This is a genomic window from Streptomyces sp. NPDC058001, from assembly GCF_042886315.1.
In the GTDB taxonomy this organism is placed as follows: domain Bacteria; phylum Actinomycetota; class Actinomycetes; order Streptomycetales; family Streptomycetaceae; genus Streptomyces.
The window spans coordinates 598,533-611,969 of the sequence record NZ_JBHVQT010000001.1; the positions used below are offsets into that span (position 1 = coordinate 598,533).

17 protein-coding genes are annotated in these 13,437 nt (G+C 69.4%); 7 read left to right on the top strand and 10 right to left on the bottom strand.

The window, feature by feature from the left end; all coding sequences use genetic code 11:
- Positions 1-165: 165 nt before the first annotated feature.
- Positions 166-1,509, bottom strand: a complete 1,344-nt coding sequence (locus tag ACFVT5_RS02810) for a WYL domain-containing protein (protein ID WP_389880680.1) — start codon at positions 1,507-1,509, stop codon at positions 166-168.
- Between the two features lie 117 nt (positions 1,510-1,626).
- Here ACFVT5_RS02810 and ACFVT5_RS02815 point away from each other — a divergent pair, with 117 nt between their 5' ends.
- Complete coding sequence (locus ACFVT5_RS02815; protein WP_389880682.1) at positions 1,627-2,469, top strand: SDR family oxidoreductase; 843 nt, start codon at positions 1,627-1,629, stop codon at positions 2,467-2,469.
- A gap of 35 nt (positions 2,470-2,504) precedes the next feature.
- Here the strand turns inward: ACFVT5_RS02815 and ACFVT5_RS02820 are convergent, their stop codons facing one another.
- From ACFVT5_RS02820 to ACFVT5_RS02850, 7 genes are all read right to left on the bottom strand, one after another.
- Positions 2,505-3,149 carry an alpha-ketoglutarate-dependent dioxygenase AlkB gene (locus ACFVT5_RS02820; RefSeq protein ID WP_389880683.1) on the bottom strand — a complete coding sequence of 215 codons (645 nt, stop codon included), beginning with the start codon at positions 3,147-3,149 and terminating at the stop codon, positions 2,505-2,507.
- A gap of 56 nt (positions 3,150-3,205) precedes the next feature.
- The gene (locus ACFVT5_RS02825; protein WP_389880685.1) at positions 3,206-4,417 is read right to left on the bottom strand and encodes a pyridoxal phosphate-dependent aminotransferase; all 1,212 of its coding nucleotides are present in this window, start codon (positions 4,415-4,417) and stop codon (positions 3,206-3,208) included.
- 240 nt (positions 4,418-4,657) lie between these two features.
- Positions 4,658-4,855: a DUF397 domain-containing protein gene (locus tag ACFVT5_RS02830; protein ID WP_389880687.1), complete on the bottom strand. Its 198-nt coding sequence runs from the start codon at positions 4,853-4,855 to the stop codon at positions 4,658-4,660.
- Between the two features lie 25 nt (positions 4,856-4,880).
- Entirely contained in the window at positions 4,881-5,078 is a 198-nt protein-coding gene (locus ACFVT5_RS02835) for a DUF397 domain-containing protein (protein ID WP_389880689.1), read from the bottom strand.
- 25 nt (positions 5,079-5,103) lie between these two features.
- A complete protein-coding gene (locus tag ACFVT5_RS02840; RefSeq protein ID WP_389880691.1) occupies positions 5,104-5,301 on the bottom strand; it encodes a DUF397 domain-containing protein in 198 nt (65 codons plus the stop codon).
- 25 nt (positions 5,302-5,326) lie between these two features.
- Positions 5,327-5,524: a DUF397 domain-containing protein gene (locus ACFVT5_RS02845; protein WP_389880693.1), complete on the bottom strand. Its 198-nt coding sequence runs from the start codon at positions 5,522-5,524 to the stop codon at positions 5,327-5,329.
- Positions 5,521-6,339: a Scr1 family TA system antitoxin-like transcriptional regulator gene (locus tag ACFVT5_RS02850; protein ID WP_389880695.1), complete on the bottom strand. Its 819-nt coding sequence runs from the start codon at positions 6,337-6,339 to the stop codon at positions 5,521-5,523. Before ACFVT5_RS02850 ends, ACFVT5_RS02845 begins: the two co-directional genes overlap by 4 nt.
- A gap of 166 nt (positions 6,340-6,505) precedes the next feature.
- On the opposite strand from ACFVT5_RS02850, the gene ACFVT5_RS02855 reads away from it, so the two are divergent.
- From ACFVT5_RS02855 to ACFVT5_RS02880, 6 genes are read left to right on the top strand one after another with little or no spacing between them, the layout of a single operon-like run.
- Positions 6,506-6,775 carry a hypothetical protein gene (locus ACFVT5_RS02855; RefSeq protein WP_389880697.1) on the top strand — a complete coding sequence of 90 codons (270 nt, stop codon included), beginning with the start codon at positions 6,506-6,508 and terminating at the stop codon, positions 6,773-6,775.
- Entirely contained in the window at positions 6,772-7,161 is a 390-nt protein-coding gene (locus ACFVT5_RS02860; RefSeq protein WP_389880700.1) for a hypothetical protein, read from the top strand. Before ACFVT5_RS02855 ends, ACFVT5_RS02860 begins: the two co-directional genes overlap by 4 nt.
- Positions 7,162-7,209: 48 nt before the next feature.
- The gene (locus ACFVT5_RS02865) at positions 7,210-7,491 is read left to right on the top strand and encodes a hypothetical protein (RefSeq protein ID WP_389880701.1); all 282 of its coding nucleotides are present in this window, start codon (positions 7,210-7,212) and stop codon (positions 7,489-7,491) included.
- The gene (locus ACFVT5_RS02870) at positions 7,488-8,435 is read left to right on the top strand and encodes an MvdC/MvdD family ATP grasp protein (protein ID WP_389880704.1); all 948 of its coding nucleotides are present in this window, start codon (positions 7,488-7,490) and stop codon (positions 8,433-8,435) included. Before ACFVT5_RS02865 ends, ACFVT5_RS02870 begins: the two co-directional genes overlap by 4 nt.
- On the top strand, positions 8,420-9,580 hold the full coding sequence (locus ACFVT5_RS02875; RefSeq protein ID WP_389880706.1) for a hypothetical protein: 1,161 nt from the start codon (positions 8,420-8,422) through the stop codon (positions 9,578-9,580). Before ACFVT5_RS02870 ends, ACFVT5_RS02875 begins: the two co-directional genes overlap by 16 nt.
- A gap of 7 nt (positions 9,581-9,587) precedes the next feature.
- Positions 9,588-9,998: a hypothetical protein gene (locus tag ACFVT5_RS02880; RefSeq protein ID WP_389880707.1), complete on the top strand. Its 411-nt coding sequence runs from the start codon at positions 9,588-9,590 to the stop codon at positions 9,996-9,998.
- 26 nt (positions 9,999-10,024) lie between these two features.
- Here ACFVT5_RS02880 and ACFVT5_RS02885 read toward each other — a convergent pair whose 3' ends face one another.
- Positions 10,025-11,635 (bottom strand): amidohydrolase family protein, encoded by a 1,611-nt coding sequence (locus tag ACFVT5_RS02885; protein WP_389880710.1) that lies wholly within the window; start codon positions 11,633-11,635, stop codon positions 10,025-10,027.
- Between the two features lie 394 nt (positions 11,636-12,029).
- Positions 12,030-13,337: an amino acid deaminase gene (locus ACFVT5_RS02890; protein ID WP_389880712.1), complete on the bottom strand. Its 1,308-nt coding sequence runs from the start codon at positions 13,335-13,337 to the stop codon at positions 12,030-12,032.
- Positions 13,338-13,437 lie beyond the last annotated feature (100 nt).

Below are 13,437 nucleotides of genomic sequence, written 5' to 3' on the forward strand. Positions count from 1 at the left end.
GCGCCCCTTTCAGGGGCGTGTGCCGCGCTGGGCCTTGTGGGTTCTGGATGGTCGGCTGGGTGCGCAGTTCCCCGCGCCCCTTTCAGGGGCATGTGTCGCGCTGGGCCTTGTGGGTTCTGGGTGCTCGTGCGGTGGAGCCGCATGTGTCACAGCGCCGCGCCGGTTTCAGGGCGCTTGCCGCGGCTGCTGGGTGTGGTGGGGCGGGGCGGGGGTGCCGGTGGGCGGCGTCCCGGCGTCTGGCGAATCCGGCGCCCCGGCATCTGCCGAGTCCGGTTTCTTGGCGTCCGCCGAACCTGGCAACCTGGCGTCCGCCGGATGCGGAGGCTCGGCGCCTGCCGGACCCGATGACCCGGCATCTGCCGAGTCCGGTTTCCCGGCGTGCGGCGGACCCGGCGTCCCGGCGTCTGCCGAATGTGGCGGCTCGGCGTCCGCCGGACCCGATGACCCGGCGTCCGCTGATCCCGGCGATCCGGTATCCGCCGAACCCGGCGACCCGGCGTCCGCCGAACCCGGCGACCCGACATCCGTCGAACCCGGCGACCCGGCACCCGCTGAGACCGGTGTGTCGCCGCCGTACAGACCGGTGAGTTCGGTGCCCAGGCGGGCCAGGTGGGTCCTTGTTTCCGGTGGGGTCAGGATTTCTATTCGGGTGCCTAGGCCCGCTAGTTGGGAGGCGAGGATCTCGGGGGAGGGGCCGTCGAGGTGGATGGCGAGCCAGCCGTCGGGGTCGCGGCCCGTCACCCGTAGCCGGGCGCCGAACATTCGGTCGAGGAGCGGTCCGGCGCCCGGTTCGGCCCGTGCCCGTACGGTCGCGGCCCGCATCCGGTCCTCCATCCGTCCGGCCAGGGTCCGCCACTCCGTGGCCAGGTCGAAGCCGTCCGGCCGTACCACGGGCTCACCGGTCGGCTCGACCGACGTGACCCGGCTCAGCCGGAACGTCCGGGTCCCCCGCTCGGTCCCCGCGACGAGGTACTCGACCCCCGCCTTGGACGCCAGCCCCAGCGGATGCACCGTCCGCTCGCCGGTCGGCCTGCCGGGTCCCGCGTAGCCGAGCCGTACCACCGTCCCGTCCAGCACCGCCCGGCGCAGCGCGTCGAGATGGGGCTCGGACGCCGTCACCTCGGTACGGGACCAGTCCGTGCCGTCGGTGACACCGGCGCGCGACGCGGCCTCGGCGTCCGGACGCAGCGGTGCCGGCAGGGCCCGTACCAACTTCCGCAGCGCCGTGCGTAGTTCGGGCGTCACGGCCGACGGGCCCGCCACCAGGAACAGCGCCCTGATCTCGGTCGCGGTCAGCCCGGTCAGATCGGTACGGGCGCCGCCGACCAGCGACCAGCCGCCGCCGCGCCCCGGCTGCGAATACACCGGGACACCCGCGCTCGCCAGCGCCTCCAGATCGCGCCGCGCGGTCCGCTCGGCCACCCCGAGTTCCGTCGCCACCTGCGCCGCGGTCACCCTCCCCCGGGTCTGGAGGAACAGGAGGGTCGCCACTAGACGGTCAGCTCTCATCTTCGGCCTTCATCTTCCGCATTCTCCTTCAGAAAGTGGCCAGAAGGTGGCCAGTTTGCGGGCGAGGGTCGTTGACGAACACACCGCGAACAACGCGAACCATGGGAGAGCAGCAGCATGATCGTCATCACTGGAGCCACCGGAAACGTCGGCCGTCCCCTGGTCCGGGCCCTCGCCGAGGCCGGCGAGCAGGTGACCGCCGTGTCCCGTCATACCCCGGGCGACCCCCTTCCCCCGTCCGTCCGGCACATCCGGGCCGACCTCTCCGCCCCCGACACCCTCCGCGCCGCCGTTATCGGGGCGGACGCCCTGTACCTGCTCGTCTCCGGCGCCGGAGCGCACATCCCCGACCCGGCGGACCTCCTCCGTATCGCCGCGGCGGGCGGTGTGCGGCGGATCGTCCTCCAGTCGTCCCAGGCCGCCGGAACCCGCCCGGACGCGCCGTCCCACGCACCGTTGCGGGCCATCGAGGACGCGGTACGGGAATCCGGCCTGGACTGGACGATCCTGCGCCCCGGCGGCTTCGACTCCAACGCCTACGCCTGGGCTGCCTCCATACGTACCGACCGCACCGCCGCCGCGCCCTTCGGCGACGTCGGTCTGCCGATGGTCGATCCGGTCGACATCGCGGAGGTCGCCGCCGTCGCCCTGCGCGAGGAGGGACACGCCGGGCAGGTCTACGAGGTGACGGGACCGGAACTCAGTACGCCCCGGCAGCGGGCCGAGGCGATCGGCGACGCCATCGGTGAACCGGTCCGATTCATCGAACAGACCCGCGAGGAGGCCCGCGCCGCGATGCTGGAGTTCATGCCGGAACCGGTGGTCGAGGGCACCCTGTCCATCCTCGGCGAGCCGCTGCCACCGGAGCGGCGGATCAGTCCGGATGTGGAGCGATTGCTGGGCCGCGCACCGCATACGTTCGCCGACTGGGCGACCCGAAATCTGCCGGCCTTCAAGTAACCCGACTAATTAACCCGACCAAGTGACCCGACACATCAGCGGACGCCCTGTGGGCGGAACTGGACGCTGATGCGGGGGCCCGTGGCGCGTGTGGTCTTCGGGATCGCGTGTTCCCAGGTGCGCTGGCAGGAGCCGCCCATGACGATCAGGTCGCCGTGGCCGAGCGGGCGGCGGACGGTGCGCCCGCCACCGCCACGGGGGCGTAGCAGGAGATCGCGCGGGGCGCCGACCGACAGGATCGCGACCATCGTGTCCTCGCGCGCGCCACGGCCGATGCGGTCACCGTGCCAGGCGACGCTGTCGCGGCCGTCGCGGTAGTGGCAGAGCCCGGCCGTGGTGAACGGTTCGCGCAGTTCGCCGGCGTAGTGCTCGGTGAGGGCGGTGCGGGCCTCGGTCAGGACCGGATGGGGGAGCGGGTCGTCGGCGCCGTAGAAGCAGAGCAGGCGGGGTACGTCGACCGTGTTCTCGTACATCTGGCGGCGCTCGGCGCGCCACGGGACGTCGGCCGCGAGGCGGGTGAACAGGGCGTCGGCGCCGTGCAGCCAGCCGGGCAGTACGTCGATCCAGGCGCCCGCCCCGAGCACGGTCCGGCGCACCGCGGCCAGGCAGCCGAGCCGGATACCGCCGGTCTCGTCGGGGTCGGCCTGGTCGAAGAGGGAACCTTGGAGATGCGCGCTCACCACACCACCGTACGCCCTCTATTCGAATGTGTGCTCGATTCGGGCCGCGTGGTCCGTCAGGGCTGGCTGTAGCCGTCCAGGAAGGCGCCGATACGGGTGACCGCCTCCGTGAGCTGGGCGGTGGTCGGCAGCGTGACCACCCGGAAGTGGTCCGGTTCGGGCCAGTTGAAGCCGGTGCCCTGCACCACCATGATCTTCTCGACGCGCAGCAGATCGAGGACCATCTGACGGTCGTCCCTGACCTTGAACACCTTCGGGTCCAGGCGCGGGAACAGATACAGCGCGCCCTTCGGCTTCACACAGGTCACACCGGGGATCTGCGTCAGCAGCTCGTACGCCGTGTCCCGCTGCTCCTTCAGCCGGCCGCCCGGCAGCACCAGCTCGCCGATGGTCTGCCGGCCGCTGAGCGCCGCGACCACACCGTGCTGTCCCGGCATGTTCGCGCACAGCCGCATGTTCGCGAGGATCGTCAGACCCTCGATGTACGAGTCGGCGTGCGCCCTCGGCCCGGAGATCGCCATCCATCCGACGCGGAAACCGGCGACCCGGTACGCCTTCGACATGCCGTTGAACGTGAGCGTCAGCAGATCCGGGGCGACGGCGGCGGTGGGGGTGTGCGTGGCGTCGTCGTAGAGGATCTTGTCGTAGATCTCGTCGGAGCAGACGAGGAGGTTGTGACGGCGGGCGATGTCGGTCAGGCCGCGCAGGACGGCCGCGCTGTATACGGCACCCGTGGGGTTGTTGGGGTTGATGATGACGATGGCCTTGGTGCGGTCGGTGACCTTCCGCTCGACGTCGGCCAGATCGGGCATCCAGTCGGACTGCTCGTCGCACCGGTAGTGCACGGCCGTCCCCCCGGAGAGCGACACGGCGGCCGTCCACAGGGGGTAGTCCGGTGCCGGTACGAGGACCTCGTCGCCGTCGTCAAGGAGGCCCTGCATGGCCATGACGATCAGCTCGGAGACGCCGTTGCCGATGAAGACATGCTCCACGTCGGTCTCGATGCCGAGGGTCTGGTTGTGCATGACGACCGCGCGCCGGGCGGCGAGGAGGCCCTTGGCGTCGCCGTATCCGTGGGCGTCGCCGAGGTTGCGGAGGATGTCCTCCAGGATCTCGGGCGGGCACTCGAAGCCGAACGCCGCCGGGTTGCCCGTGTTGAGCTTGAGGATGCGGTGGCCCGCGGCCTCCAGGCGCATCGCCTCTTCGAGGACGGGGCCCCTGATCTCGTAACAGACGTTGGCGAGCTTCGTGGACTGGATCACCTGCATGTCCGCAACTTTACGGCGGGGTAGGAGGGCCTGCGCGGTGTTGTCCCCCACACGGGGGCCGTCCTGCCACCGGGGCCCGCCCCACGCGACCGGTGTTCCCACCCACCCGCCCCAACGGATCTACGCAACCGGCGATCCCACCCGCCCGCCCTTTCAGGACGGGCCACCGGCACCTTCGCCCCGGCCCCGCAGACGGCCTGAACCAGGGCGAGACGCGGGGCACGGACGGTCGTCGTGTGTTCAGACCTCGGGGTGGCTGACGTGGTTGATGAAGGCGCCCCACGCTGCGGCCTGCACCCTGACCTCGGGGATGCCGGCGTCTTTGCTGTCGCGCGCACGAACCACACCGGGAAGGTTCGGGTCTGCGACCTTCACCTCGACACAGTCGTCGTTGCTGCCGCTGTACGAGCTGATGTGCCAGTCAGACTGTCGTGTCATCGCTGATGCTTCCTCCGTACGTCCCTCAGACCTCGGGGTGGCTGACGTAGTCGATGAAGGCGCCCCATGCTGCGGTCGGGACCCTGACCTCGGGGATGCCGGTGTCCTTGCTGTCGCGTGCACGGACCACGCCGGGGAGGTTCGGGTCTGCGACCTTTACCTCGACGCAGTCGTCGTTGTTGCCGCTGTAGGAGCTGATGTGCCAGTCAGTCTGCTGTGTCATCGCTGGTGCTTCCTTCGTGCGTCCCTCATGTCTCGGGGTGGCTGACGTAGTCGATGAAGGCGCCCCAGGCTGCGGTCGGCACCCGTACCTCGGGGATGCTGGCGTCTTTGCTGTCGCGTGCACGAACCACGCCGGGGAGGTTCGGGTCTGCGACCTTCACCTCGACGCAGTCGTCGTTGTTGCCGCTGTAGGAGCTGATGTGCCAGTCAGTCTGCTGTGTCATCGCTGGCGCTTCCTCCGTACGTTCCTCAGACCTCGGGGTGGCTGACGTAGTCGACGAAGGCGCCCCAGGCTGCGGTCGGGACCCGTACCTCGGGGATGCTGGCGTCTTTGCTGTCGCGTGCACGGACCACGCCGGGGAGGTTCGGGTCTGCGACCTTCACCTCGACACAGTTGTCGTTGCTGCCGCTGTACGAGCTGATGTGCCAGTCAGTCTGCCGTGTCATCGCTGATGCTTCCTTCGTGCGTCCCTCATGGCCTGTGCGGACGCGTCGATGTCCAACGCGCCTGCCTGGATGCGATCGTAGATCCTCTGGAACCTATCGACATCACTGGGCTCCTGGTAGTAGGTACCCGTGTTGAACCCCTCAGCGTAGGCGATTCGGGCACCGTCCTGGAGCGTCAGCAGGCTGATTGAGCCGGGCACGGCCGGCTGCTCGGCGGGGAGCACCTGGATGTGAATGTTCGGCCGCTCGCCCATCTCCAGCAGGTGATTGAGTTGCTTGGCCATGATCTCGGGACTGCCGTGGACCTGATGGAGGGCCGGCTCGGCAAGGGCGACCCACAGCCACGGAGGACTCTCCCTGTTGAAGACCTCTTGCCTCTCACTTCGTCGGACAACGGAAGCGTCCAGGCCCTCGGGGTTGTCCGTGAAGTCCACGGCCATCAGCGCGCGGGCGTAGCCAGGGATCTGGAGCAGGCCCGGGACTCCGAGCGAGAACTCGTGGATGGACCTGGCAAGGGCCTGGTCGCGAAGGAATCGCTGGGCGTAGTCCTTGAACGCCTCGGCCCGGATGAGTGTCTGGAGTTCTAACAGGGCGCCTTTCGGGGCGTCGAGCACCTGCTCCAGCTTCAGCGTCAGGTCCCGTCCCGGCGGGTCGTTCGCGGTCTCGATCGAGCTGATCCGGCCAGTACTGACGAACACCTTCGTCGCGAGGTCGGTGACATCCCAACCCTTCGCCAGTCTCAACTTCCGGATTTTGGACCCGAGTAGGTCCTCCACGCTCTTTTCGGGCGTCAGCTCCTTCGGCGGCCTCGCCATGTGTGCGGCTCCGTTTCTTCGCGTTGCGGACTCGGAATTATTACACCTGGTGATCGTACGGTTACTCGCTCAACCTGGTTGCGGAACGGCGAAGTTCATCTCTCCCAGGAAGCGAGCGACCATGCCCCCGCAGCGCACCACCCCCTCTCTCCCCCAGCGCACTCCCATGCGCAGCGAGATCAACCTGGAGCACATCCCCCTCGATCGCGCCCAGGCCGCCTACGCGAGGCTCTACACCCTGCTCGTCTCGCAGGGGGTGAATCTCCGCAGCATGAGCCTGCGCGAGGACGGGCCGACGAACCCGCTCATCGCGCTCGGCGGCATCAACATCCCCACCGCCGAGAAGCTGATCGAGGCCCTGGAGAAGATCCTCTCCGACAAGAAGGCCGAGGCCGGCGCCACGGAGGCGGACGCCCCGAAGGAGGGAGCGTCGTGAGCTTCGCCGTAGGGGCCGTGGTCCAAGACCACACACGGGCGGCGCGGGGGATCGTCTGGAAGCGCTCGGGTGACGTGCTGCACCTTCAGGACAGCGTCGGCTGCACGTGGACCGTGCTGGAGAAGCGCTGCACGCTCGTCGAGGCCGCGCCCGAGTACCGGCCCGAACGGCCGCGACACACGCTGCCGGCGCGATGTGCTCCCCACGAGGTCCGTGTGGGCGACTACGTCCTCCTGGACCACCACTTCTGCCGCGTGAACGACATGCGCGGCAAGGGCGGGGCCTCGGGCCGCATCTTGATCCTGGAGCGCTACGGCCCCTGGGTCATGACGTCCGTACGCGAGATCTTCCGCCCCATCATCTCCGTCCCCGGCCCGAAGAGTTAGCGCTCGGTCCGGGGGCGGGTTCCCTCACCTGACGATCGGAAGGACGACATGAACGTCATCGAGGCACTGCCGTTGGGCAGGCCGGCCCCCATCGCACAACGGCCGTCGTACGTCCGCCCGTACGCGCTCCAGGGGGCTCGTTTCACGGCCTCCGACCTCTCCGCACCCCGCACGGAGACGCGCGTTTACGACCGTATGACGCAGACCGCGTCCATGGAGGACGGCACGCTGCTGATCACCATGGCCACGAGCAGGAAGACGAACCCGGACGGCGACCACAAGAACCCGCCGCCGTCCGACGAGGGTGGAGACCCGGGGTACACCGAGTGACTGTCCTCATCGTGGACAACCCGTTCGAGGCCGGGACTGACTTGATCGTCGGCGAGTTGGCCTCGGCGGGGGTCCCCGTGTTCCGCGTGGACACGGCCGAGTTCCCGACCGAGCTGGAGTTCCGCGCGACGTTCAGCGGGAGGCACTGGGAGGGCGTCCTCGCCAACGGCGAGAGGTCCGTGGAGCTGTCCGCCATCCAGGCCGTGTACTGGAATCGGCCGGGCACGTTCAGGTTCTCCGGGCTGTCCGAGTCCGACGAGCACTACGCCCGTGGGGCGGCCAGGATCGGTTTCGGCGGCATCGTGACAAGCCTGGACGCCCCGTATCTCAACCACCCGGCCAAGGCATCGGCCGCGGAGTTCAAGCCGCGTCAGCTCCAGGTGGCGAGCGCGGCCGGCCTGTCGGTTCCCCGGACACTGGTGACAACGGACGCGGAGGCCGTGCGGCGCTTCGCGCGCCTGATCGATGGCCCGATCATCACCAAGGCCCTGGGAATGCCCGTCGTGGCCCACAAGGCGGGCTACGAGTCCGTCTACACCCGGGAAGCGGACCTTCACGCCCTTGAAGGCGTCGACTCGACCGCTCACCTGTTTCAGGCGCGGATCGAGAAGGACTTCGAGGTCCGTGCGATCTTCATCGGAGACGAGTGCTTCTGCGCCCGCATCGACGCGACGAGCGATCAGGCCCGGGTCGACTGGCGTTCGGACTACGACTCGATCCAGCTCACCGCGATCGAGACACCGAAGTCCGTACTCCAGTCGTTGCGGCGGTACGCGGCCGTGATGGATCTGGCCTACTTCGCCGCGGACTTCATCGTGCGGCCCTCGGGGAAGTGGATGTTCCTGGAGGCCAACCCGTCCGGCCAATGGGCCTGGGCCAACTCCCCTGATCTACCTGTGGCGAAGGCAATCTCTAGCGTTCTGGAGGAATGGTGCAATCTCTGAACTGGGGGCCGAAGGCCCGCTCCCTGGCGGACTCGCTGCGCGAATCCGGGGACATCAGGTCGCAGCGGGTGTACGAGGCCGTGGCCGCGACTCCGCGGCATGCCTTCGTGCCGAAGTACTTCCAGAACACCGGGGGTGTTCCGACGCTGTGGAGGGAGCGCGCGGAAGGGGACGGCATCGAGTGGATGGAGCCGATCTACACGAATGCCTCCCTGGTCACCGAGCTGGGCGCCGGCGAGCGAGTTGAGGGTGGCTGGCACGGTGTCCCCACGTCTTCGAGTACTCAGCCGAGCCTCACGGTTCGCATGCTCGAAGATCTCGGCATCGAGCCCGACGACGACGTTCTGGACGCGGGCCTGGGCACCGGATATCAAGCCGCGCTCATCCTGAAACTGGTGAACGAACAGAGCCAACTCGTGGCAAGCGACATCAGCGGTACGGAGGCCGCTGGGGAACGCCTGGACGAACTGGGCCACCTGCCCACGATCATCGAAGCCGACGCCACTTCGTCGCGGTGGCCGAAACAGTTCAACAAGATCATCTTCTCTTTCGGGCTGCCGTACGTCACGGACTCGGTCCGAAGGGCGCTCGCACCGGGCGGCAAGCTCATCGCCAACGTGTTCGGCCCCCTGAGCGCCGGTCTCGTTCTTCTGGAAGCTCAGCCCGATGGAACCCTCACGGGCCGCTTCACGAAGGACGGCGGGTCCTTCATGCCGGCCAGGCGCGACGCCAAGCCCGTGGGGGCAGACCTCAGCGAGCACTCCGATGGCGTCTCCGCCATCCCCATCGAGGACTTCGACAACTACCACCTGAAGTTCCTGCTGTCCGCCCGACTTCCCGGCCTGGACCTCCAGTACGGAACGGAGGACGGTCGGCGGACGCGCCGCCTGACGATGCCCAACGGCCACTGGGGCGAGGTCACTTACCGGGACGGCGGCGACGGCAGCGACATCAGGGGCACCTACCAGGACCACGGCCAGGGCTTCTGGGAAGTCGTAGAGATGATGTGGTGCTGGTGGATCGCGAACTCGAAGCCCACCTGGGATCAATTCGGCCTCACGGTCGGCCCGGACGGACAACACACGCTCTGGCACCAGTCCCCTCACGGCGACTTCTGGAACGTGCCGACCGCCCACCTCGGATAGGCCCCTCATGCGTCAATGCAAAGCCGCAGCCGATGTGCCGCGCGCCGCTCTCCTCTTCGCCATCCTCGCCGGACAAGGGCGGGTCTACGGCAACGATCTCGGCTACGCGCCCCTGCGGGTCCGGTGCGAACTCGGACTCTGGCACAAGGGCGAGCACGCCGACCACGCATGGGACTGGCCCGACGGTATGGCACCGCCGCTGTGGGCCCGCTGGGACACCGGCGGCATCATGCGGTTCGAGTCCCTTCCCTGGTGCGAGACCGAGGGCGGGCCGGACGGCGACGCGTGCACGCTCTACCGGGAGCACGCCCTCGAACACGCGTGGAACGTGCACGACCCCGAGATCGAGTCGCTCCGCCGTAGAGCCCTCGCGGAGACCGCGCTGATGATTCAGCGGCTGCGCGGGAAGCGGCGCTAGTCCGTCGGCGACCGGCGGCGCCCCCCTCACATGTGGCGTACGGTGCGGCCCGCGAGGGTGTCCGTGCGGTGGCCGTCCTCGATGACGAAACGGCCGTCGATCAGGACGTGCGGGATGCCGGTGGGCAGGGTGCGGGGGGCGTCGAAGGTCGAGCCCGCGGCGATCGTGTCCGCGTCGAACAGGACCAGGTCGGCGCGGTAGCCCTCGCGGACCACACCCCGGTCGGTGAGGCCCAGGCGGGCGGCGGGACGCGAGGTCAGATGGGCCACGCACTCCGCCAGGCCGAGGACGCCCAACTCCCTTACGTACCGGCCAAGATACCGCGGAAACGTCCCGTACGCGCGCGGGTGCGGCTTGTCGCCCTGGAGGATGCCGTCCGAGCCGCCGGTGTGGACACGGTGCCGCATGATCGCGCGCACGTTCTCCTCGTGTCCGACGTGCTGGAGGATCGTCGGGCCGAGGCGGTCGGCGATGAGGAGGCGGCGGGCCGTCGTCCACGGTTCCTCTCCGAGGCGGGTGGCCGACTGCCGGACCGTGCTGCCGACGTACCCGGCCAGGTCCGGGGCGCCCGTGCTCACGCCCGAGATCTCGATGGTGTCCCAGTCGATCGGTACGCCGTGGCAGCCGTCCGCGCCGATGACCTCCATGTGGTGCCGGATGCGTTCCGCCGTCTCCTCGTCCCGGAGCCTGGCCAGCGTCGCCTCCGGGCCGCCCTCGCTCGCCCAACTCGGCAGCATCGCCACGAGAGTTGTACAGCCCGGGGTGTACGGGTACGTGTCGAGGGTGATGTCGGCGCCCTCGGCGAGGGCGCCGTCCAGGAGGGCGAGCAGGTCGGGCGCCTTGCCCTTGTTCACGCCGAAGTTCATGGTGGCGTGGGCCAGATGCAGGGGGCAGTTCGCATCCCGGGTGAGGTCGATCATCTCCTCGTACGCCTGGAGCGCGCCGGCGCCGTAGCTGCGGTGGTGGGGGCAGTAGTACCCGCCGTGGGCCGCGACCACCTTGCAGAGTTCGGTCAGTTCCGTGTTCTTCGCGTACATGCCGGGTGTGTAGGTCAGACCCGACGACATGCCTACGGCGCCCTCGCGCATGCCCTTCGCCACCTCGTGGCGCATCCGGTCCAGTTCGGCCGGGGTGGCCTCGCGGTCCTCCCAGCCGACCGCGAGCATACGGATCGTGCCCTGGGGGAGGAGGTACGCGGCGTTCACCGCGATGCCCTCACCGCCGTGGGCACGGTCCAGGGTGTCCAGGTACTCCGCGACCGTGCGCCAGGTGAAGTCGACGCCGTCCGTGCCGTTCCAGCCGGCGATCGTGCGCTGGATGTGGGTGAGGGATTCGTCGTCCACCGGGGCGTACGACAGGCCGTCCTGGCCGATGACTTCGAGGGTGACGCCCTGTGCCGCCTTGGCCGTGTGTTCCGGGTCCCGGAGGAGGGCCAGGTCGCTGTGGGCGTGCATGTCGATGAAACCCGGGGTGAGGGTCAGTCCCTGGGCGTCGAGGGTTCGGGTCCCTGTGGGGCGGGGGCCCGTTCCTTCTTCGCGGATCTCGGTGATGCGGCCTGCGTGGACGGTGACGTCTGCTCTGCGGGCGGGGGTTCCGGTGCCGTCGATCAGTTGGGCGTCGCGGATGACTAGGTCCATGGGGGGTCCTCCGTGCCGTTGGCTTGTTGTGTCTCCCACCCGCCCACCCGTGCGGACCGTGGGCGGGTGCGGGTGGCCCCTTCCGGGGTGGACCACCGTCGGCGGCTGCGGGTCCGTGCGTGGTGCTCCCGGCCTTCGGCCGGATCGTGCTCCCACCCGCACCACCCGTGCGGACCGTGGGCGGGTGCGGGTGGCCCCTCCCGGGGTGGACCACCGCCGGCGGCTTCCGGTCCGTGGGTGGTGCACCCACCGTGCAGGTCGTGGGCGGGTGCGGGTGGACCCTCCCGGGGTGGAGCGCCGCCGGCGGCTGCGGGTCCGTGCGTGGTGCGTTTTCGCACCCGCCTGGCCCCATCCGTTCCGGTGGGAAATGAGGGTGGGTGGGTGGGGAAAAGAATTAGAAGAAGGTGCGGATGTAGTCCGTTACCGTGCCGTCCTGTTCGGTCAGGGGGATCAGGTTCCATTTGTCGAAGGTTGTGCACGGGTGCGAGAGGCCCAGGCCCACCCAGTCGCCGACCGCCAGGTCAGCTCCCGGTTCCGTGCGGAGCCACCCGTGTTGGTCCGAGAGGGCCGTCAGCTCGATGGCCGTCGGGTCCGCCTCGCCCCGTACCTCCCGTACCGCCGGCAGGTCCAAGTCGTAGGCCGCGTCCCGCTTTCCCGCGTTCACGAAAGCCTGGTCCGGGGACGGGCGGGACACCACCTGGGTCCAGAGGCGGAAGGCGGGGTGCAGCGCGCCCTCCTCCGGTACCCGGTTGAACGGCGTCAGACGGAGGTAGTGGCCCTCGTCGTGTGATACGTACGCACCGGAGCGCAGCAACTTCAGGACAGGGAGGGAGAGTTCCGGGGTCTCCTCGAAGACCTCCGCCACCGCGTCGAACCACGCGCTTCCCCCCGCGCTCACCACCACCTCGTCGGCCCCCGCGAACCGCCCCTCCCCGTCGAAGGCGACCGCGAGCCCGACCAGCCGGCGCAGCCACTCCCGTACCCGTTCCGATGTGGCGCCCGGTACCTCGCCCTCGTATCCCGCCACGCCCACCAGCCGTAGCGTCGCCGCATCCGCCACCGCGTCCGCGACCGCCGTGCAGTCCGATTCCGTGCGGGCGCCGGTCCGGGCCCCGGGGCCCGCGCCCAGTTCCACCACCACGTCCACCGGCCGCCCCGCCCCGGCGTCCCGCAGCGCGGCGTCCATCAGCTCCACGCCCCGTACCGAGTCCACGTAACAGATGAAGCGGAAGTCGGGGTCCCGGTCCAGTTCGGTGGAGAGCCAGCGCAGGGCCGCCGCGTCGACGAGTTCGTTCGCCAGGAAGATCCGGCCGACCCCGAACGCCCTTGCCACGCGCACCTGGTGGGGCACCGCCAGTGTGATGCCCCACGCCCCGCGGTCGAGCTGCCGCGCGAACAGTTGCGGCGCCATCGAGGTCTTGCCGTGCGGCGCGAACGCCAGCCCGTGCCGAGTCGCGTACGTCTCCATCAGCGCCAGGTTGTGTTCCAGGCCCTCGGCGGACAGGGCGAGGACCGGGGTCGTGAAACCGCCCGTGAAGAGGTTCCGGCGCTGAGCCGCCAGCTCGCCCACCGTCAGCCCGTCGGCGTCCGGCGGCAGCCCCTTGAAGCGGTGGTCGATCCGTTCGTCGGCCAGAGCCGCCAGGGCGGCCGGCGCGGACGGAGCGGCCAGCGGGGTCCGAGCAGTACGTGCTTCGGCGGCCATGGAGCCTCCTCGATAGGCGGTCGGGCACATAACGGACGAACGTATCGCGTTGCATTATGCGCAACACCGATTGCGCATGTCGCTCACCGCTGTCTAACAT